This window comes from Streptomyces sp. NPDC048290, from assembly GCF_040652095.1.
Taxonomy (GTDB): domain Bacteria; phylum Actinomycetota; class Actinomycetes; order Streptomycetales; family Streptomycetaceae; genus Streptomyces.
On the sequence record NZ_JBEZLM010000008.1, the window covers coordinates 108,604 to 128,666 of the forward strand.

17 protein-coding genes and 1 riboswitch are annotated in these 20,063 nt (G+C 70.0%); of the genes, 10 read left to right on the plus strand and 7 right to left on the minus strand.

Annotation, left to right across the window (positions count from 1 at the left end; translation table 11 throughout):
• Positions 1 to 38: 38 nt before the first annotated feature.
• Positions 39 to 1,415: an aminotransferase class V-fold PLP-dependent enzyme gene (locus AB0D49_RS15830; protein WP_362757220.1), complete on the minus strand. Its 1,377-nt coding sequence runs from the start codon at positions 1,413 to 1,415 to the stop codon at positions 39 to 41.
• 288 nt (positions 1,416 to 1,703) lie between these two features.
• Here AB0D49_RS15830 and coxB point away from each other — a divergent pair, with 288 nt between their 5' ends.
• From coxB to AB0D49_RS15850, 4 genes are all read left to right on the plus strand, one after another.
• A complete protein-coding gene (gene coxB / locus AB0D49_RS15835; RefSeq protein WP_362757223.1) occupies positions 1,704 to 2,696 on the plus strand; it encodes a cytochrome c oxidase subunit II in 993 nt (330 codons plus the stop codon).
• Positions 2,693 to 4,435 (plus strand): cytochrome c oxidase subunit I, encoded by a 1,743-nt coding sequence (gene ctaD / locus AB0D49_RS15840; RefSeq protein WP_362757226.1) that lies wholly within the window; start codon positions 2,693 to 2,695, stop codon positions 4,433 to 4,435. Before coxB ends, ctaD begins: the two co-directional genes overlap by 4 nt.
• A complete protein-coding gene (locus tag AB0D49_RS15845) occupies positions 4,432 to 4,830 on the plus strand; it encodes a cytochrome c oxidase subunit 4 (protein ID WP_362757229.1) in 399 nt (132 codons plus the stop codon). Before ctaD ends, AB0D49_RS15845 begins: the two co-directional genes overlap by 4 nt.
• A gap of 186 nt (positions 4,831 to 5,016) precedes the next feature.
• Positions 5,017 to 6,393 (plus strand): Ig-like domain-containing protein, encoded by a 1,377-nt coding sequence (locus AB0D49_RS15850; protein ID WP_362757232.1) that lies wholly within the window; start codon positions 5,017 to 5,019, stop codon positions 6,391 to 6,393.
• Between the two features lie 107 nt (positions 6,394 to 6,500).
• On the opposite strand, the gene AB0D49_RS15855 is transcribed toward AB0D49_RS15850, so the two are convergent.
• Positions 6,501 to 6,902, minus strand: coding sequence for a hypothetical protein (locus AB0D49_RS15855; RefSeq protein WP_362757235.1), 402 nt, complete (start codon positions 6,900 to 6,902; stop codon positions 6,501 to 6,503).
• A 257-nt stretch (positions 6,903 to 7,159) separates the two neighbouring features.
• Here AB0D49_RS15855 and AB0D49_RS15860 point away from each other — a divergent pair, with 257 nt between their 5' ends.
• From AB0D49_RS15860 to AB0D49_RS15885, 6 genes are all read left to right on the plus strand, one after another.
• Complete coding sequence (locus tag AB0D49_RS15860) at positions 7,160 to 7,780, plus strand: heme-copper oxidase subunit III (RefSeq protein WP_362757238.1); 621 nt, start codon at positions 7,160 to 7,162, stop codon at positions 7,778 to 7,780.
• A 77-nt stretch (positions 7,781 to 7,857) separates the two neighbouring features.
• Positions 7,858 to 8,670 (plus strand): cytochrome c, encoded by an 813-nt coding sequence (locus AB0D49_RS15865; RefSeq protein ID WP_362757241.1) that lies wholly within the window; start codon positions 7,858 to 7,860, stop codon positions 8,668 to 8,670.
• Positions 8,667 to 9,722, plus strand: coding sequence for a Rieske 2Fe-2S domain-containing protein (locus AB0D49_RS15870; RefSeq protein ID WP_362757244.1), 1,056 nt, complete (start codon positions 8,667 to 8,669; stop codon positions 9,720 to 9,722). Before AB0D49_RS15865 ends, AB0D49_RS15870 begins: the two co-directional genes overlap by 4 nt.
• Positions 9,719 to 11,359 carry a cytochrome bc complex cytochrome b subunit gene (locus tag AB0D49_RS15875; protein WP_362757247.1) on the plus strand — a complete coding sequence of 547 codons (1,641 nt, stop codon included), beginning with the start codon at positions 9,719 to 9,721 and terminating at the stop codon, positions 11,357 to 11,359. The genes AB0D49_RS15870 and AB0D49_RS15875 overlap by 4 nt, the downstream gene beginning before the upstream one ends.
• Positions 11,360 to 11,563: 204 nt before the next feature.
• Positions 11,564 to 12,628 (plus strand): anthranilate phosphoribosyltransferase, encoded by a 1,065-nt coding sequence (trpD, locus tag AB0D49_RS15880; protein WP_362757250.1) that lies wholly within the window; start codon positions 11,564 to 11,566, stop codon positions 12,626 to 12,628.
• 162 nt (positions 12,629 to 12,790) lie between these two features.
• A riboswitch (SAM riboswitch) is annotated at positions 12,791 to 12,907 on the plus strand.
• 164 nt (positions 12,908 to 13,071) lie between these two features.
• Positions 13,072 to 14,442 (plus strand): aminotransferase class V-fold PLP-dependent enzyme, encoded by a 1,371-nt coding sequence (locus tag AB0D49_RS15885; RefSeq protein WP_362757253.1) that lies wholly within the window; start codon positions 13,072 to 13,074, stop codon positions 14,440 to 14,442.
• On the opposite strand, the gene AB0D49_RS15890 is transcribed toward AB0D49_RS15885, so the two are convergent.
• The 5 genes from AB0D49_RS15890 to AB0D49_RS15910 form a co-directional block, all read right to left on the minus strand.
• Positions 14,397 to 15,590 (minus strand): glycerate kinase, encoded by a 1,194-nt coding sequence (locus AB0D49_RS15890; protein ID WP_362757256.1) that lies wholly within the window; start codon positions 15,588 to 15,590, stop codon positions 14,397 to 14,399. The two genes, AB0D49_RS15885 and AB0D49_RS15890, sit on opposite strands and share 46 nt — an antisense overlap.
• 189 nt (positions 15,591 to 15,779) lie before the next feature.
• Positions 15,780 to 17,192 carry an SLC13 family permease gene (locus AB0D49_RS15895; RefSeq protein ID WP_362757259.1) on the minus strand — a complete coding sequence of 471 codons (1,413 nt, stop codon included), beginning with the start codon at positions 17,190 to 17,192 and terminating at the stop codon, positions 15,780 to 15,782.
• 202 nt (positions 17,193 to 17,394) lie between these two features.
• The gene (locus AB0D49_RS15900) at positions 17,395 to 18,057 is read right to left on the minus strand and encodes a response regulator transcription factor (protein ID WP_362757262.1); all 663 of its coding nucleotides are present in this window, start codon (positions 18,055 to 18,057) and stop codon (positions 17,395 to 17,397) included.
• On the minus strand, positions 18,054 to 19,439 hold the full coding sequence (locus tag AB0D49_RS15905) for a HAMP domain-containing sensor histidine kinase (protein WP_362757740.1): 1,386 nt from the start codon (positions 19,437 to 19,439) through the stop codon (positions 18,054 to 18,056). Before AB0D49_RS15905 ends, AB0D49_RS15900 begins: the two co-directional genes overlap by 4 nt.
• A gap of 58 nt (positions 19,440 to 19,497) precedes the next feature.
• Positions 19,498 to 19,878: a small secreted hydrophilic protein gene (locus AB0D49_RS15910; protein ID WP_362757265.1), complete on the minus strand. Its 381-nt coding sequence runs from the start codon at positions 19,876 to 19,878 to the stop codon at positions 19,498 to 19,500.
• Between the last annotated feature and the right edge of the window lie 185 nt (positions 19,879 to 20,063).

The window sequence follows — 20,063 nt, forward strand, 5'->3', positions numbered from 1 at the left end:
GTACCCCCAGCGCCCCTAAAAGCCTAAAGACCAGGGCGTCACGTGGTCCGGCGGATGACGTAAGCCGTTCCCTTATCCGCCGCCTCCTCCCCCACGTACTCCTGTCCCCGCATCGCGCACCACGCCGGGATGTCCAGGCGGGCGGCCTCGTCGTCCGCCAGTACCCGGACCGTGGCGCCCACCGGGACCCGGTCGATCACCTTCGCCAGCTCGATCACCGGCAGCGGGCACAGCTTGCCGAGGGCGTCCACCACCAGCGCGTCGCCCCGCACCGCGGTGGCCGGCTCCGCGGCGCCGAGCCGCGCCCGCACCCCGGCCACCGCCACCGGCAGCACCTCGAGGAACCGCTCCACCTCCGCCTCCGCCGTCCCGAGCGGCAGCGACACCCGCACATTGCCCTCGCTCAGCACCCCCATCGCCTTCAGTACATGGCTGGGCGTCAGGGTGCTGCTGGTGCAGGACGAACCGGACGACACCGAGAAACCGGCCCGGTCCAGCTCGTGCAGCAGCGCCTCCCCGTCGACATAGAGACAGGAGAAGGTGACGATCCCGGGCAGCCGCCGCTCCGGATCGCCGACCACCTCCACATCCGGCACCACCCCGGCCACCCGCGCCCGTACCCGTTCCGTCAGCTCCCGCAGCCGTGCCGCCTCCCCGGCCGCCTCCGCCCGGACCGCCCGCAGCGAGGCCGCCGCCGCCACGATCGCCGGAAGGTTCTCGAACCCCGGCGCCCGCCCCGACTCCCGCTCGTCGGACGGCCCTTGCGCCGCGAACCGCACCCCCTTGCGCACCACGAGCAGCCCCACCCCCGCCGGACCGCCCCACTTGTGCGCACTGGCCGTCAGCAGCGACCAGTCCCCGTCCACCGGCCCCCACCCCAGCGACTGCGCCGCGTCCACCAGCAGCGGCACCCCGGCCGCCCGGCACCGCTCCGCCACCTCCGCGACCGGCTGCACGGTCCCCACCTCATGGTTGGCCGACTGGAGACAGGCCAGCGCGGTGTCCGCGCGCAGCGCCCCGGCGTACGCCCCGGCCGCCACCGCACCCGTACGGTCCACCGCGACCTGGCTGACCTCACCGCCGTCCGCCTCGAACGCCTCGGCCGAATGGAGTACGGACGAATGCTCGACCGCCGACACGATCAGGTGACGGCCAACTCGCCGACGCCCGGCCAGCGCCCCCGCGATCCCGGTATGCACGGCCCGGGTCCCGGACGACGTGAACACCACCTCGTCCGCCCGGCACCCCACCGCCTCCGCGGCCACCTCCCGGGCCGCGTCCAACAACATCCGCGCCCGCCGCCCTTCCCTGTACAACCGCGAAGAATCGGCCCACCCCTCATCCAGCGAGGCAACCAACGCCTCCCGGGCGACAGGATGAAGAGGGGCCCCGGAAGCAGCATCGAAGTACGTCATACGCCCACGCTAAAACGCCGGGTCACCCAGACGCCCATAAGGGGCGCGGGGCTGTATCGATGTGCGGCTCCGCCGCGTGGGCGCGACCAGCCCCCACGGTGCCGCACCCGCCAAACCAGCGAACCGCCCACTCCACTAGGCCCCCCTCCTCGCGAACCCCCGGAGGGGGTCGGCTAGGGTTTGGTCCGCATAAACATCCAAACCCCTGCCCGACGCAGGGCGGCGACCGACCAGCGAGAAGGCAGGCCGCAGCCAACCGCGCGGGCGAGACTCTCGGGAAGGCGCTACGTGAGTCCCAACGGCTCCGACCTCCCCCACGGCCTGAAGGGCGTGGGCGGTACCCCCAAGCCGCGGCGCCCCGTGCGGCGCGCGCTGCTCCAGGCACTGACCGCGGGCCTGGTCCTGGCGACCGCCACCGGTTGCACATGGGAGGACTTCCCCCGCCTCGGTATGCCCACCCCGACCACGGAAGAGGCCCCCCGTATCCTCTCCCTGTGGCAGGGTTCCTGGGCTGCCGCGCTCGCCGTCGGCGTGCTGGTGTGGGGCCTCATCATCTGGAGCGCCATCTTCCACCGGCGCAGCCGCACCAAGATCGAGGTCCCTCCGCAGACCCGGTACAACGTGCCGATCGAGGCCCTCTACACGGTCGTACCGATCATCATCGTGTCGGTGCTCTTCTACTTCACGGCCCGCGACGAGACCAAGTTGCTGAGCCTGGAGAAGGAACCCGACGTCACGGTGAACGTGGTGGGCTTCCAGTGGAGCTGGTGCTTCAACTACATCGAGAACGTCGAGGGTTCCACCGGCGACGCCAAGACGGCGAAGGAACTCGACGCGATCCCCACCCGCTACAAGGAGGCGTTCCCCGACAACGCGGGCGGCGTCTACAACTGTGGCACCCCCGGTGAGCGCAACCCGCAGACCAACAACCCGGGCCCGACGCTGGTGCTGCCGGAGGGCAAGACGGTCCGCTTCGTGCTGACCTCGCGGGACGTCATCCACTCCTTCTGGGTCGTGCCGTTCCTGATGAAGCAGGACGTCATCCCGGGCCACACCAACGCCTTCCAGGTGACCCCCAACCAGCAGGGAACCTTCCTGGGCAAGTGCGCCGAGCTGTGCGGCGTCGACCACTCCCGGATGCTGTTCAACGTGAAGGTCGTCTCCGAAGAGCGCTACGAGCAGTACCTGAAGGAGCTGGCCGAGCAGGGACAGACCGGTTACGTGCCCGCCGGCATCGAGCAGACGCAGGCCGAGAAGGACCGGGAGACGAACCAGCTGTGAGCATCATCAACGAACCACAGGGCGGAACGGCGGCGGCGCCGGTCTCGCACTACGCGGACGAATTGCCGGTGCGCCGCAAACAGCCGGGCAACGTCGTGGTGAAGTGGCTGACGACCACCGACCACAAGACCATCGGCACGCTCTACCTGGTCACGTCCTTCGCGTTCTTCTGCATCGGCGGCGTGATGGCGCTCTTCATGCGCGCCGAGCTGGCCCGTCCGGGTCTGCAGATCATGTCGAACGAACAGTTCAACCAGGCGTTCACGATGCACGGCACGATCATGCTGCTGATGTTCGCGACGCCGCTGTTCGCCGGATTCGCCAACTGGATCATGCCGCTCCAGATCGGTGCCCCCGATGTGGCGTTCCCGCGGCTGAACATGTTCGCCTACTGGCTCTACCTGTTCGGCTCGCTGATCGCGGTGGGCGGCTTCCTCACCCCGAACGGCGCCGCGAGCTTCGGCTGGTTCGCGTACTCCCCGCTGTCCGACGCCGTGCGTTCGCCCGGTCTCGGCTCCGACATGTGGATCATGGGTCTGGCCTTCTCCGGCTTCGGCACCATCCTCGGCTCGGTCAACTTCATCACCACCATCATCTGCATGCGCGCCCCCGGCATGACGATGTTCCGGATGCCGATCTTCACCTGGAACGTGCTGCTGACCGGTGTGCTGGTCCTGCTCGCCTTCCCGGTCCTGGCCGCCGCCCTGTTCGCCCTGGAGGCGGACCGCAAGTTCGGTGCCCATATCTTCGACGCCGCCAATGGCGGGGCCTTGCTATGGCAACACCTCTTCTGGTTCTTCGGCCATCCAGAGGTGTACATCATCGCCTTGCCGTTCTTCGGCATCATCAGTGAGGTCATCCCGGTCTTCGCCCGCAAGCCGATGTTCGGCTACCAGGGCCTGATCGCCGCCACCATCGCGATCGCCGGTCTGTCCGTCACCGTGTGGGCCCACCACATGTATGTGACCGGCGGTGTGCTACTGCCGTTCTTCTCCTTCATGACGTTCCTCATCGCCGTACCGACCGGTGTGAAGTTCTTCAACTGGATCGGCACGATGTGGAAGGGGTCCTTGTCCTTCGAGACCCCGATGCTCTGGGCCACCGGCTTCCTGATCACCTTCACCTTCGGTGGTCTGACCGGTGTCATCCTGGCCTCGCCCCCGATGGACTTCCACGTCTCCGACTCGTACTTCGTGGTGGCCCACTTCCACTACGTCGTCTTCGGCACCGTCGTCTTCGCCATGTTCTCCGGCTTCCACTTCTGGTGGCCCAAGTGGACCGGCAAGATGCTGGACGAACGGCTCGGCAAGATCACCTTCTGGACCCTTTTCGTCGGCTTCCACGGCACCTTCCTGGTCCAGCACTGGCTGGGCGCCGAGGGTATGCCGCGCCGCTACGCCGACTATCTGGCGGCCGACGGCTTCACCGCGCTGAACATGGTCTCGACCATCAGCTCGTTCATCCTGGGCGCGTCGATACTGCCGTTCTTCTACAACGTCTGGAAGACGGCCCGCTACGGCAAGCCCGTCGAGGTCGACGACCCCTGGGGCTACGGCCGCTCCCTGGAGTGGGCGACGTCCTGCCCGCCGCCCCGGCACAACTTCCTCACCCTGCCCCGGATTCGCAGTGAATCCCCGGCGTTCGACCTGCACCACCCGGAGATCGCCGCGCTCGACCAGCTCGACCACGGCGGTCACAAGGCCAGCGCCATCGAGGGCGGCAAGGAGGCCGGCAAGTGAAGATCCAGGGCAAGATGTTCATGTGGCTGAGCGTCTTCGTCCTCGCCATGGCGGTCGTCTATGGCGTGTGGTCGAAGGAGCCGGCCGGCACCACGGCCCTCTTCCTGGCCTTCGGCCTGTGCATCATGATCGGCTTCTACCTGGGCTTCACCGCCCGGCGGGTCGACGCGGGTGCCCAGGACAACGAGGAGGCCGATGTCGCGGACGACGCCGGTGAGCTGGGCTTCTTCTCCCCGCACAGCTGGCAGCCGCTCGCGCTGGGCATCGGTGGCGCGCTCGCCTTCCTCGGTGTGGCGGTCGGCTGGTGGCTGCTGTACTTCTCGGTCCCGATCATCCTGATCGGCATCTGGGGCTGGGTCTTCGAGTACTACCGCGGCGAGAACCAGACGCAGTAGAAACGCCCCTCCACAGGGCCCTCCACGGGGCCCTCCACAGGGCCCTCCATGGGGGTCCGTCCCCCGAACGGCGCAGAGCCCGGACACTCCGTCAGGAGGGTCCGGGCTCCGTCATATGCGCGGGGTCCGTCCCCCGCACGGGTCACTGAACGCGCCGGACCGCGCGAGGCTTCCTAGCGTGAAGCCATGAGCACCTCTCCGCACACCCGTACCGTCGTCAGCTGCACGCTGCTGGTGATGGCCCTCGGCGTGACCGTCACCGCCTGCGGCAGCGACGGCAACCCGCTCGCGGCCACGCCGTACGACGCTGCGGACCACATCTCCTTCCAGGGCGCCACCACCAGCGCCACCGGCGCCGAGAAGTCCGCCAGCGCGGCCCCGGCCGCACACCAGCAGCAGCCCGGCGAGAAGGCCAAGCCGGGCGAGAAGGGCGACAAGGCCAAGCCCGGCGCGAAGCCCAAGGCCCAGCTCGCCGACCCGGCCAAGCCGCTGGACGTCACCGCCGAGGGCGACAGCCGGATCACCGACGTCACCGCCGTGGACGGCGCGGGGCGCTATCTCGCGGGCGAACTCGCGGCGGACGGCCGCCGCTGGCACAGCACCTCCCCGCTGGCCGCCGACGCCCACTACACCGTCCGGGTGAGCACCGAGAACGAGGACGGCAAGCCCGGCCGCCGCACCCACACCTTCGACACCGGCAAACCCCGCAGCAAGAAGCGCATGGACGTGACCTTCGGCCCGGACTCCGGCGACTACGGCGTGGGCCAGCCCGTCGTCGCCGAGCTGAGCGAACCGGTCGTGGACAAGGCCCAGCGAGCCATCGTGGAACGCGGGCTGAAAGTCACGTCCAAACCGGCCGTCGAGGGCGCCTGGCACTGGGTGAACGACAACGAGGTGCACTTCCGCCCGAAGGAGTTCTGGCCCTCCAACGCCACCATCAACGTCCGCAGCAACCTCGACGGCATCAAGATCAACGACCGGCTGTGGGGTGGCAAGGCCGACCCGCTGAAGCTCACCACCCGGGACAAGCTGGTCGCCGTCGCCGACGCCGGCGCGCACTGGATGACCGTCTACCGCAACGACGAAGAGATCATGTCCATCCCGGTCACCACCGGTAAACCGGGCTACGAGACCCGCAACGGCGTCAAGGTGGTGCTGGGTCAGGAGTACTTCGTCCGGATGCGCGGCTCCAGCGTCGGGATCTCCGCCAGCTCCTCGGAGGGCTACAACCTGCCGGTCTACTGGGCCACCCGGGTGACCTGGAGCGGCGAGTACGTGCACGCCGCGCCCTGGTCCATCAGCGATCACGGGGTCCGCAACGTCAGCCATGGCTGCGTCGGGATGAGCACCGGCAACGCCGCCTGGTTCTTCGAGAACTTCGGCGAGGGCGATGTCGTCGAGGTCATCAACTCATGGGGCGACGGGATGGAGCCCTTCGGCAACGGCTACGGCGACTGGAACCTCGACTGGAAGGACTGGCGCACCGGAAGCGCCATCCTGGGCGGCACCCCAGACGGCCCCAAGCCAGAAGACGCCCTCCGCCTCAGACCGGAACAGGCCTAGCCCATCGACTGACAGAAGGGGCGTCGCCGGGCGGTTGGGGGCGCGGGGAACTGCGCGACCAGCCACGCACAACCCGCACCCGCCCGACCACGAGACGCCCCCTCCGCTCAGGCGCTCTGCAACTTCCGCCCACGAAGAAGAGAAGCCAGCGCCGAGGCAAACTCAACCGGCTCCACCGGCAAGGTGACCGCCGCGTCCGCCCGGGACCACGTCGCCAGCCAGGCGTCCTGAGGCCGCCCCATCAGCAACAGCACCGGCGGGCACTCGAAGATCTCGTCCTTGAGCTGCCGGCACAGCCCCATGCCCCCCATGGGCACGGCCTCACCGTCCAGCACGACCACATCGATCCCGCCCTTGTCCAGCTCCTCCACCACCGCCGGAGGCGTCGCGCACTCCACGAACCGCACCGGCGGCACGTCCGGCGCCGGCCGGCGTCCCGCGGCGAGCCGCACCTGCGCGCGGGTGGTGGAGTCGTCGCTGTAGACCAGCACGGTGGCGGTCGGCTGCATGCTTCCTCCGTGACTTCGGCGTGACATCGGCGTCGTACGTCCGGTACGGGCGGCGGTGCCCGATGCCGCGGATGCTACTCCTTCCGCCACCCCGTCAACACCTGTGGGAACACGCCTTTGATCACCGGACGGACACCGCACAGGCACCGCACGACCGGCGCTCACCCGCCCGCCGATCGGCCATCCGGGCAGTACACACGCTGCGGACACTCCGAACGGCACCCCCCGGAGTGAGGGCGGGATAAGCGACCGACATAATGTCGGTCGTGGCGACAGCAACGACAGTAGATACCGGGCACGCGCACCCGTCGGTCAACCGGCCGAACCTCACCAGCGTCGGAACCATCATCTGGCTGAGTTCCGAGCTGATGTTCTTCGCGGCCCTCTTCGCGATGTACTTCACCCTGCGATCGGTGACCGGCGCCGAATTCTGGACGGAGAAGGCTGACACCCTCAACTTCCCGTTCTCGGCCGCCAACACCACGATCCTGGTGCTCTCCTCCCTCACCTGCCAGCTCGGTGTGTTCGCCGCCGAGCGCGGTGATGTGAAGAAGCTCCGGATGTGGTTCATCGTCACCTTCATCATGGGTGCCGTCTTCATCGGTGGTCAGGTCACCGAGTACACCGAGCTGGTCAAGCACTACGGCCTCTCGCTCTCCTCCGACGCGTACGGGTCGGTCTTCTACCTGACCACCGGCTTCCACGGACTGCATGTGGCGGGCGGACTGATCGCCTTCCTGCTGGTCCTCGGCCGCACCTACGCGGCCCGGAGGTTCACCCATGAGCAGGCGACCGCGGCCATCGTCGTGTCCTACTACTGGCACTTCGTCGATGTCGTCTGGATCGGCCTCTTCGCCACGATCTACATGATCAAGTAGCCGGGCCCGTGCAAGACGCACGCACCCGTATTCCAGAAGCCTCATCGACGCAGAAGATCCTGACACCGGGGTAATCCGTGAAAAAGCTCTCCGCACGACGACGCCATCCGCTGGCGGCGGTCGTCGTCCTACTCCTCGCGCTGGCGGCCACTGGGGGGCTGTACGCCACGTTCGCGCCCGCGGACAAGGCGCAGGCCGATGAGACCGTCCAGTCCCTCGCCATCGAAGAGGGCAAGAAGCTCTACGCCGTCGGCTGCGCAAGCTGCCACGGCACCGGCGGTCAGGGCACCTCCGACGGACCCAGCCTGGTCGGCGTGGGCGCCGCGGCCGTCGACTTCCAGGTCGCCACCGGCCGGATGCCGGCCGCCACCTCGCAGGGCGTGCAGGTACCGGCGAAGAAGAACATCTACACACAGGCCGAGATCGACCAGCTCGCCGCGTACATCGCCACCTTCGGCCCCGGTCCCGCGATCCCGACCGAGGAGCAGTACGGCCCGCAGGGCGCGGACATCGCCAACGGCGGGGAGCTGTTCCGCAACAACTGCGCGCAGTGCCACAACTTCACCGGCAAGGGCGGCGCCCTGACCAAGGGCAAGTACGCACCGCCGCTGGACGGGGTCGACCCCAAGCACATCTACGAGGCCATGCAGACCGGCCCGCAGAACATGCCGTCGTTCCCCGACACCACGCTGACCGAGCAGAACAAGAAGGACATCATCGCCTACCTCGACGCGGTCAACAGCTCGGACACCACCAACCCGGGCGGCATGTCGCTGGGCGGGCTCGGACCGGTCGTCGAGGGCCTCTTCGCGTGGATCTTCGGCCTCGGCGTGCTGATCGCGGTCGCCGTCTGGGTCGCCGCTCGGACCGCAAAGGCCAAGAAGTCATGAGTAGCCACGACATTCCAGAAGAGAACCTGCCGGCCGAGCAGGCCGCGCACCACGTGCCCGCCGTCGCGGACGAGAAGGACCCGTTCGCCGACCCGGGACTGCCCCCCCACGAGCCGCGCATCCAGGACATCGACGAGCAGGCGGCCCGGCGCTCCGAGCGCGCGGTCGCCTTCCTCTTCACCCTGTCGATGCTGGCCACCGCCGGGTTCATCGCCTCCTATGTGGCGATCCCCAAGGAAAAGTCGATCTTCGTCTTTCCGATCGGGCACATCAACGCGCTGAACTTCGCGCTGGGCCTGACCCTCGGCGGGGCGCTGTTCCTCATCGGCGCGGGCGCGGTCCACTGGGCCCGCACCCTGATGTCGGACCACGAGATCGCCGACGAGCGCCACCCGATCGCGGCGGAGCCCGAGGTCAAGGCCAAGGTGCTGGCCGACTTCAAGCAGGGCGCCAAGGAGTCCGCGCTCGGCCGCCGCAAGCTGATCCGCAACACCATGTTCGGTGCCCTGGCCCTGTTCCCGCTCTCCGGTGTGGTCCTGCTGCGCGACCTCGGTCCGCTGCCCGAGGAGAAGCTGCGCCACACGCTGTGGAAGAAGGGCAAGCTCCTCGTCAACATGAACACGGACGAGCCGCTGCGCCCCTCGGACGTGGCCGTCGGCTCGCTCACGTTCTGCAAGCCCGAGGGCCTGGACGAGCACGCCCACGGCTTCCAGAACGAGATCGCCAAGGCCGCCCTGATGATCGTCCGCATCCAGCCGGACGACATCAAGGACGCCAAGGAACTGGAGTGGTCCGTCGACGGCATCGTGGCGTACTCCAAGATCTGCACCCACGTCGGCTGCCCGATCTCGCTGTACGAGCAGCAGACGCACCACGTGCTGTGCCCCTGCCACCAGTCCACCTTCGACCTCTCCGACGGTGCCCGGGTGATCTTCGGCCCCGCCGGTCACGCCCTGCCGCAGCTGCGCATCGGCGTGAACGACGAGGGCTACCTTGAGGCGCTCGGCGACTTCGAAGAGCCCGTCGGTCCTGCTTTCTGGGAGCGCGGATGAGCACTACGACGACCAACGAGAACGAGGCCAGGCGGGGCAAGGCCCCCGCGGGCGAGCGTGTCGCCGACTGGGCGGACGGCCGGCTGGGGATCTACTCCCTGGCCAAGGCCAACATGCGCAAGATCTTCCCCGACCACTGGTCGTTCATGCTGGGCGAGATCTGCCTCTACAGCTTCATCATCATCATCCTGACCGGTGTGTATCTGACGCTGTTCTTCCAGCCGTCGATGGCCGAGGTCGAGTACCACGGCTCGTACGTGCCGCTCCAGGGGCAGCTGATGTCCCAGGCGTTCGACTCGACCATGCACATCTCCTTCGATGTGCGCGGTGGTCTGCTCATCCGGCAGATCCACCACTGGGCGGCGCTGATCTTCCTGGCCGGCATGTTCGTGCACATGATGCGCGTGTTCTTCACGGGCGCGTTCCGCAAGCCGCGTGAGATCAACTGGCTGTTCGGGTTCCTGCTCTTCGTCCTCGGCATGTTCACCGGTTTCACCGGCTACTCGCTCCCGGACGACCTGCTCTCCGGCACCGGTGTCCGCTTCACCCAGGGCGCGATCCTCGCCACGCCGATCGTCGGAACGTACATCTCGTTCTTCCTGTTCGGCGGGGAGTTCCCGGGCACCGACTTCGTCGCCCGGTTCTACTCGATCCACATCCTGCTGCTGCCGGGCATCATGCTCGGTCTGGTGGTCGCCCATCTGATCCTGGTCTTCTACCACAAGCACACGCAGTTCGCGGGTCCCGGCAAGACCAACAAGAACGTCGTCGGTATGCCGCTGCTGCCGGTCTACATGGCCAAGGCCGGAGGCTTCTTCTTCCTGGTCTTCGGTGTCATCGCGGTCATCGCGGCGATCGCCCAGATCAACCCCATCTGGGTGCTCGGCCCCTACCGGCCGGACATGGTGTCCACGGGCGCCCAGCCCGACTGGTACATGGGCTTCGCCGAAGGTCTGATCCGGTTCTTCCCCGGCTGGGAGGTGAACTTCTGGGGCCACACCCTGGTCCTCGGTGTGTTCATCCCGCTGGTGCTGTTCGGGGTGGTCCTGATGGCGATCGCGGTCTATCCGTTCATCGAGTCCTGGATCACCGGCGACAAGCGCGAGCACCACATCCTGGACCGTCCGCGCAACGCCCCGACGCGTACCGCGTTCGGCGTCGCCTGGATCACGATGTACATGATCACGCTGGTCGGCGGTGGCAACGACCTGTGGGCCACCCACTTCCATCTGTCGATCAACGCGGTCACCTGGTTCGTCCGGATCGGGTTCTTCGCCGGACCGGTCATCGCGTTCATCCTCACCAAGCGGATCTGCCTCGGCCTCCAGCGCCGGGACCGGGAGAAGGTGCTGCACGGCCGGGAGACCGGCACGATCAAGCGCCTGCCGCACGGTGAGTTCATCGAGGTCCACGAGCCGCTCAGCCAGGAGCAGCTGCACACCCTCACCGCGCACGAGCAGTACGAGCCGGCCCAGGTCGGCCCGGCGACCGACGAGAACGGGGTCGTCCGCAAGGTGAAGGCGCCCGACAAGCTCCGCGCCAAGCTCAGCAAGGCGTACTACGGCGAGGACTCCCAGATCACCAAGCCGACCGTCGAGGAGTACAAGGAGATCACGAGCGGCCACGGCCACCACTGATCGCTCACCGATCGCTGCGTTTCGCCACGCACGAGGGCCCCGTTCCGGACACCGGAGCGGGGCCCTCGGTCCGTCGCCGGTCCGCTTCGGTGTCCGGTCCGCTGCGTGGACGGGGGGACGGCTGGACAGTCCCGGCTGGATAGGGTGGACCGCGTCGGCAGACCCGTCCCCGCCCCGGCGCGGGACCTCACCCAGGAGCGGCTTATGAGCGCTGTGAACCCCGCTGGAGGCGACACCGCGGCGGCCCGTTCCTGGCCCGACGTGCTGAACGCGCTGCTGTACGGCCGGGACCAGAGCGCCGAGGACACCGCCTGGGCGATGGACCGGATCATGCGCGGCGAGGCGACGAACGCCCAGATCGCCGGGTTCGCGGTGGCGCTACGCGCCAAGGGCGAGACCGTCGAGGAGATCAACGGCCTGGTCCGGACGATGTACGAGCACGCCAACGTGATCGAGGTGCCCGGCCGCACGGTGGACATCGTCGGCACCGGGGGCGACGGCGCCAAGACCGTGAACATCTCCACCATGGCCTCGATCGTGGCGGCCGGTGCCGGGGCGACGGTCGTCAAGCACGGCAACCGCGCCGCGTCCTCCGCGTCCGGCGCGTCCGATGTGCTGGGGCAGCTCGGCGTCAATCTGGAGCTGAGCCCCGCCCGGGTCGCCGAGGTGGCCCGGGAGGCCGGGATCACCTTCTGCTTCGCGATCAAGTTCCACCCGGCCCTGCGGTACGCCGGCGCGGCGCGGGGGCAGCTCGGTATCCGTACCGTGTTCAACATCCTCGGTCCGCTGACCAATCCGGCGAAGGTGCGGGCGCAGGCGGTGGGCGTGGCCGATCCCCGGATGGCTCCGGTGGTCGCCGGGGTCTTCGCCGAGCGGGGCAACTCCTCGCTGGTGTTCCGCGGCGACGACGGGCTCGACGAGCTGACCGTCACCGCGACGTCCCGGGTGTGGGTGGTGCGGGACGGGAAGGTCACGGAGGAGGTCTTCGACCCGCGCGATGTCGGGATCGAGCTGGTGCCGGTGGAGGCGCTGCGGGGGGGTGACCCGGCGTACAACGCGGGGGTTGCTCGGCGGGTGCTTGCGGGGGAGCGGGGGGCTGTGCGGGATGCGGTCGTGTTGAACGCGGCGGCGGCGCTTGTTGCTCTTGAACCGGGGGGTGGGTCGCTCGCCGAGCAGATTCGGGGGGGGATGGAGAAGGCCCAGGTCGCTATTGATTCTGGGGCGGCTCAGAGGGTGCTTGAGGGGTGGGTCGCGGCGAGTAACGCGTAGCGGTGGGGTGGGGTGGGGTTGTGTGGCGGGTGCGGGTGGGTTGTGGCTGGTCGCGCAGTTCCTCCCCCAGAGGGGGTACCCCCAGCGCCCCTGCTCGACCCCGCGTCCGTCATGCGGATGGGAGTTGCGGTGGGTGTTGGGGGTCGCGTAGGTTTTCGAGTAGGTCATGAGTGACAGCCATCAGGCCCCGGCCGGCTGTCCGGCAACCCTCCGTCCGTGGCGGGGTGCCCCGGGTGAAGACCAGGCCGTAGGCAGCGAGGTCTATGGCAAGCGCGGACCCCTCGCGTCACCAGGGGTCCTGGTCGTCGAGGAGTCTCTCGTGAGCAAGCGAATGCGATAGGGCCGCAGAGCCCCGCCTCCGCATCCCCTTTTTCTCTTCATCGCCGTGCTGGAGCGCTGTCGCTCGCCCGGTGGATTCCGCCTGCCTCCACGGGAGTTGACCCATGTCCGTCGCCACCTCCGCCACCTCCGATACCTCCGTCTGGGCCCCGCTGCCCGTGCTCGGCCGGGACGTCACCGTGCCCCTCGTCACCGGGGGCGAGGTCACGTACGCCGCGCTCGACTACGCCGCCAGCGCGCCCGCGCTCCAGCGGGTGTGGGACGACGTGGCCGCGTACGCGCCCTACTACGGCAGCGTGCACCGGGGGGCCGGGTATCTGTCGCAGCTGTCGACCGATCTGTTCGAGAACGCCCGGACCACCGTCGCCGAGTTCCTCGGGTGCCGGGACGGCGACCAGGTGGTGTTCACCCGGTCCACCACCGACTCGCTGAATCTGCTCGCCGCCGCGCTGCCCGCCGACTGCCAGGTGTTCGTCTTCGAGACCGAGCACCACGCCTCGCTGCTGCCCTGGAAGGACGCCCAGGTCAGCTACCTCGACGCCCCGCGCACCCCCGCCCAGGCCGTCCAGACCCTGGAGCGCGCCCTCGCCGCCCGCGACCCGCACGGCCCCGCCCTGGTCTGTGTCACCGGCGCCTCCAATGTCACCGGTGAGCTGTGGCCGGTGCGGGAGCTGGCCGCCGCCGCCCACGCGCACGGCGCCCGGATCGTCCTGGACGCCGCCCAGCTCGCCCCGCACCACCCGGTCTCGCTGGCCGACCTGGACGTCGACTGGGTCGCCTTCTCCGGGCACAAGCTGTACGCCCCCTTCGGCTCCGGTGTCCTGGCCGGGCGCGCCGACTGGCTGACCGCCGCCGAGCCCTATCTCGCCGGGGGCGGCGCCAGCCGCAAGGTCACCCGGCGCGACGACGGCGGCGTGGACGTCGAGTGGCACGACAGCGCCGCCCGCCACGAGGCCGGGTCGCCCAATGTGATCGGCGCCTACTCCATCGCCTCCGCCTGCGCCGCCCTCACCGAGGCCGGGTTCGACACCCTGGTCGCCCGGGAGCAGCACCTGATCGACACCGTACGGACCGGGCTGGCCGGGATTCCCGAGGTGCGGGTGCTGTCGCTGTTCGGCGACGACGCCCCCCGCGTCGGGGTGATCTCCTTCGTGGTCGACGGCTGGAACAGCTCCCACTTCGCCGCCGCGCTCTCCGCCGAGTACGGCATCGGCGTGCGCGACGGCCTGTTCTGCGCCCACCCGCTGGTCCGTACCCTGCTGGGCAGCGACGCCCAGGCGCAGGGCGAGTGCGGTGCCCCGGAGGCCGCGCCAGGCGAGAAGTCCCTCAACGCCATCCGGGTCAGCTTCGGCGCGGGCACCCCGGACGAGCATGTGGAGCGGTTCGTGCGGGCCGTGCGTGAACTGGTCGCGGACGGCGCCCGCTGGAACTACCGCACGGTCGACGGCCGCTGCGTTCCCGACACCTCCGCCTGACCCGGCAGCCGGGCCCCCAGCACCACCATCCGCAGCGCCCGCTCGGTGGCGTCGGTGAGCAGCTCCGCCGCCCGCACCAGCGCCTCCGCCAGTGCCATCGGGGCGGGCAGGATGCCATGGCAGGCGTCCACGCCCGGCACCTCACCGGCACCCTTGCCGAGGGTGCCGGCCAGCGCCAGCACGGGACGGTCGTAGAGCTTGGCGCGGCGGGCCACCTCGCCCGGCACCTTGCCCCGCTGGGTCTGCTCGTCGATCGCGCCCTCGGCGGTCAGCACCAGATCGGCGCGGGCCAGCCGGGCGTCCAGGTCGAGATGGTCCAACAGCACCTCGAAGCGGGGCAGCAGCCGGGCGCCCAGCGCCGCGAGCCCGGCACCGAGCCCGCCCGACGCGCCCGTACCGGCCCCGAACCGCAGATCCACCGTCCCCGGCCCCAGATCGCGGCGCAGGATGTACGCCCATCGCTCCAGCCCCTCCGACAGCCGCTCGACCTGCGCCGGGGTGGCGCCCTTCTGCGGCCCGAACACCCGGGCCACGCCCCGCTCCCCGCACAGCACGTTGTACGGGTTGCAGGCGACCAGGATCTCGGTCCGGGCCAGCCGGGGATCGAGCCCGCTCGCGTCGATCCGCCGCAGCCGCACCAACTCGCCGCCGCCCCGGCCCAGTTCGAACCCGTCGGCGTCCAGCAGCCGGGCCCCGAGTGCCTGGAGCGCGCCCGCGCCCCCGTCCGAGGTCCCCGAGTCCCCGCAGCCGACGACGATCCGCTCGACCCCGGTGTCCAGCGCGGCCCGGATCAGCTCACCCACCCCGTAGGTGGTGGTGGCCCCGGGATCACGCAGACTCGCCGGCACCAGCGACAGTCCGGCGACCGCCGCCATCTCCACGACGGCGGTCCGCCCGGAGTCCAGCAGCGCGAAGTGCGTCCCCACGCTCTCCCCGAGCGGCCCGGTGGCCGACAGCGCGACCAGCCGCCCGCCCCCGGCCGCCGCCAGCGCCCGAGCGGTCCCCTCCCCGCCGTCCACCAGCGGAATGAGATCGACCTCGACCTCCGGCAACACCCGCCGCACCCCGGCAGCGATGGCATCGGCAGCGGCCTGAGCGGACAGAGACTCCTTGAACCCACTGGGGGCAATGACAATACGGGACAACATCAGAGGGCTCCTAGAAAGATAGTCAAGGGCCAACGCCCCTAAGGGGCGCGGGGAACTGCGCGAACGGCCACGACGAACCCGCAGCCGCCACGCGTTCAGGGGCGCTGGGGGTACCCCCTCTGGGGGAGGAACTGCGCGACCAGCCACGACGAACCCGCAGCCGCCCCACGACACAAACAACCAACGGCGCTACCGCAACGGCACCCCCAACACCGGCCACACCCCCACCGCGAACACCAGCACCAACCCGGCCGTCACCGGCGCCAACACCGCCGACAACCGCAGCAGATCGCGGGGCGTATACGTGACAACCCCCGGCACCTCCGCAAACAAGGCGACCGGCTTCGCAGACGCCGGCAACGTATGACAGAACCCCGCCGCCGCAGTCGACGCCAACGCCGCAGCCACCGGATTCACCCCCACCCCCACAGCCGCCGCGACCACCAGAGGTACCAGCACCGACGACCGCGCCGACCGCGACTGCAACACCAGATGCGCCGCCGTGCTCACGGCGATCACCGCGGCCAGGAACACCCCCGGCCCCACCCCCGTCGGCAGCCCCGACACCAGCCACGCCGCCGCGCCCGAGTCGGACAGCGCGACCCCCATCGCCATGGTCGCCGCCATGAAGATCAGCAACGACCACGGCACGGTCTTCAGCGCGTCCTTCAACCGCACCGTCCCGAGCGCGGGCGACGCCGCCACCACCGCCCCGATCAGCGCGACCAGCGCCGGCGGCACCTGGTGCAAGGGCTCGCTGCACCACAGCAGCACCACCGTCGCCAGCAGCAGCGCGCAGCGCGACTCGGCCGCGGACCACGGCCCGGTGACCGGCTCCTCGGAGTGCTCCTGGATGTCCGCCGCGCTGATCGCGATCGGCAGCTTCCGGTCGGCCCGCCGGGTCGTCGTCAGCAGCACCACCTCCGCCGCGACATGCGACGACACCACGGCCAGCGGCAGCCCGATCAGCAGCCACTCGGTGAACCCGACCCGCTCCCCGGTGGATTCGAACAGCACCGACACCGTGATCAGATGGGCGCCCGCGCCGATCAGGGTGGCGACCGCCGACAGCAGGATCACCGTCGGGAACAGCAGCGCCAGCATCACCACCAGCCGCCGGTGCGCGGACAGCACCTTGGCGAGGGCGAGGAACACCGGCAGCGCCAGCGCCGCCCGCCCGGAGGTGGCCGGGACGGCGAACGCGGTGACGACCAGCGCCGCGGTGGTCAGATGGGTCAGCTGCCGTACGGACGTGGCGCCGCCGACCAGAAAGGCCGCCGCCCGTCCCGCGAGTCCGGTCCTGGCCACCGCGGCGGCCAGGACGAACGCGCAGATCAGCAGCCATACGGTGGAGTCACCGAGGGTGCCGAAGAAGGTGTCGCTGCTGATGACCCCGGTCACGGTCAGCGCCAGTCCGGCGCCGAGCGCGATATAGGTGTCGTCGATCGGGGTGGCGATCCAGGCGCAGGTCGCCAGCGCGAAGACGGCGAGGGTGAGACGGGCGGTGCCGGACAGGCCGGGGAAGGTGCCGGGGACCGCCAGCACGGCGCACAGCGAGAACGCCAGGCACAGGCCCACGGTCAGACGGAGGTTCAGGGTCACGCCATCGAGCGTTCACGGGGGCGGTGAGCCCTTGATGAGCCGTCGATGAAAGAGACTTCATGCGGGCTGGTGAGGGCCGTTCACCGGGCGCGCCCGCCGCCGCGCCGCCCCACCCCTTCGCCCCCGCCGCCCCCTCCGTCCCCTTCGCCCCCGCTGCCCCCTCCGTCCCCTTCGCCCCCGCTGCCCCCGTCGCCCCCGCCCGTCACACCGGCAACCGGTACCCCATCCCCCGTACCGTCTCCACCCGTTCGGCGCCCAGTTTCTTGCGCAGGGCGCGGACATAGACGTCCACGATGTTCGAACCGGGGTCGAAGTCGTAGCCCCAGACGTGGGAGAGGATCTGTTCGCGGGACAGTACCTGGCCGGGGTGGCGCAGGAACAGCTCCAGCAGGACGAACTCCCGGGCCGTCAGATCGACCGTGCGCTCCCCGGAGCGGGCCCGCCGGGTGCGCAGGTCCAGGGTGAGCGGGCCGGACTTCAGCACGGTGACCTCCGGCGCCCTGGCCGCCGTACGCAGCCGGAGCCGGACCCGGGCGAGGAGTTCCTCGAAGCGGAACGGCTTGGTCATCCAGTCGTCGGCGCCGCCCTCAAGACCGGCCACGGTGTCGCGCACCGAGTCACGGGCGGTGAGCACGATGACCGGGGTGGTCACCCGGGCCTCGCGCAGTTCGCGCAGCACGGTGAAGCCGTCCCGGCCGGGCAGCCCGATGTCCAGCACGATCAGGTCGAAACCGCCGGTGAGGCCGTACTCGTAGCCCGCCTCGCCGTCGCCGACGACGGTGGTGGTGAAGCCGTTGGCGCGCAGTCCCTTCTCCACGAAGGAGGCGATGCGCTCCTCGTCCTCGACGATGAGGATGCGGTTCACAGGGGCTTCCCTCCAGGGCTCGGGCGGGTCTCTTCCAGGGTGAGGACGAAGGTGGCGCCGCCGCCGTCGGTCTCGCGCAGCCCCACCCGGCCGCCGTGCGCCTCCGCTATGGCCCGCACGATGGACAGCCCGAGTCCGGCGCCGGAGCCCCGGGTGCCGCGCCGGGCGGTGCCGCGCCGGAACCGTTCGAAGATGACGTCGGCGTCCTGCGGGCGTACGCCCGTACCGGAGTCGGCGACATACAGTTCGACGCGGCTGCCGTCGGCGCGCGAGCCGATGCTGATCCGCTTGCCGGGGCCGGTGTGCTGCACCGCGTTCTGCGCGAGCTGGACCATGGCCTGGGTGATGCGCTGCGGATCGAGCCGGACCTCGGCGTCGGCGACCTCGGCGAGCTGCCAGTCGCGTTCGCCCAGCGCCCGCGCCTTGACGTAGACGTCGGCGGTGAGTTCGGCGAGCTGGACGGGTTCCGGGGCGACGAAGTCGGGGCGTTCGGCCTTGGCGAGCAGCAGCAGGTCCTCCACGATCCGGCTCATCCGGTCGAGTTCGTCGGTGACCAGCCGGACCGTCTCCTCCCGCTCGGCCGGGTCGTCGCCCATGACTTCGAGATGGCCGCGCACGATGGTGATCGGGGTGCGCAGCTCGTGCCCGGCGTCGTCCACGAACTCCCGCTGGGCGGCGAACGCCCGCTCCAGCCGGTCCAGCATGTCGTTGAAGGTCTCGGCGAGCGCCGCTATGTCGTCCCGGCCGTGGACCGGTATCCGCCGGGTGAGGTCCTGCTCGGTGAGCTGCGCGGCGGCGGCCCGCACCAGCCGGACCGGCTGGAGTATCCGCCCGGCGACGACCCAGCCTATGCCGGTGGTCATCAGCAGGGCGACGCCGGAGATGGCCAGCAGGATGCGGAACACCTCGTCGGCCCGCTCGTGCTCGCGCTGCGGATGGAAGGCGACCACGAAGGCGGCCTCCGGTTCACCGCCGTAGGGGGCGATCTCCACCTTGGCCCAGCGGATCTGCCCCGCCGGACGGGACAGCGTGCCGGTGGTCGCGGCAGAGCCGAAGATCTCCCGGCGGGCGTCGGCGTCCTGGTGCAGCGGCACCGCGGCCGGGATCTCCCGCTGCTGGATGATCTTCGCCGGGTCGGGGCCGCGGCTCGCGACCAGCCCGATCAGCTCCTCGTCGGCGTCGGCGTGCTGGCGCTCCAGGAACACCCGCAGCAGCCGGGTCGGGTCGGTGAACGGGCGTCCGCCGGCCGGGTCGACGCCCCGCTCCTCGAACTGGGTGAACTCCACGGCCTCCTGGGCCAGCAGATCCGCGATGCGCTGATCGGTGTCGCGCAGCAGGATCGTCCGTACGGTGGTGGCGACCGAGCCGAAGGCCACGGTCATCACCAGCAGCAGCCACAGCAGGATGCGGACCCGGGCGGAGACGCGGGCACGGCCTCGCTCAGCCGTCGTCGCCTGCGGGACCGTCGTCGTCCGCGTCGTCGTCCCCGGTGCCGGCCGGTCCGCCTCGGTCGTCGTCATTGTTTCCGCCGGTGCTGGGGTTGCTGGAGCCGTTGGGGTTGTTCGTGGTGCCGGAGCCGCCGGAGGTGCCGGGGGACGGGGTCGGTGGGGCGTCGGTGGCGGGCGGTGGTGAGACCACCTCGTCGCTGGGGGTGGGGGCCGGGAGGCCGGGGTCCGCCGTCGGGGAGCCGCTGTCCAGCTCCACCTTGGCCGGCACCTCGGGGGACTCCGGCCGGTCGGTGAGCGCGAAGCTGGTCGCGGCGATGCCCAAGGGGATCACGACGACTGCGGCGAGGGCGGCCATGCGGTGGGAGAAGACCATGGTTGCGATGCTGGGTGTTGTGTGGGCGCCCGGGGATGAAGTTTGGGTGAGGGTTTCTTCATCTGGGGGGCGGGGTTTTGTCGCCTCAGAGGGGGCGTCGGAAGGTTGCGTGGCGAGTGCGGGTCCGTCGTGGCTTGTCGCGCAGTTCCTCCCCCAGAGGGGGTACCCCCAGCGCCCCTAAAAGA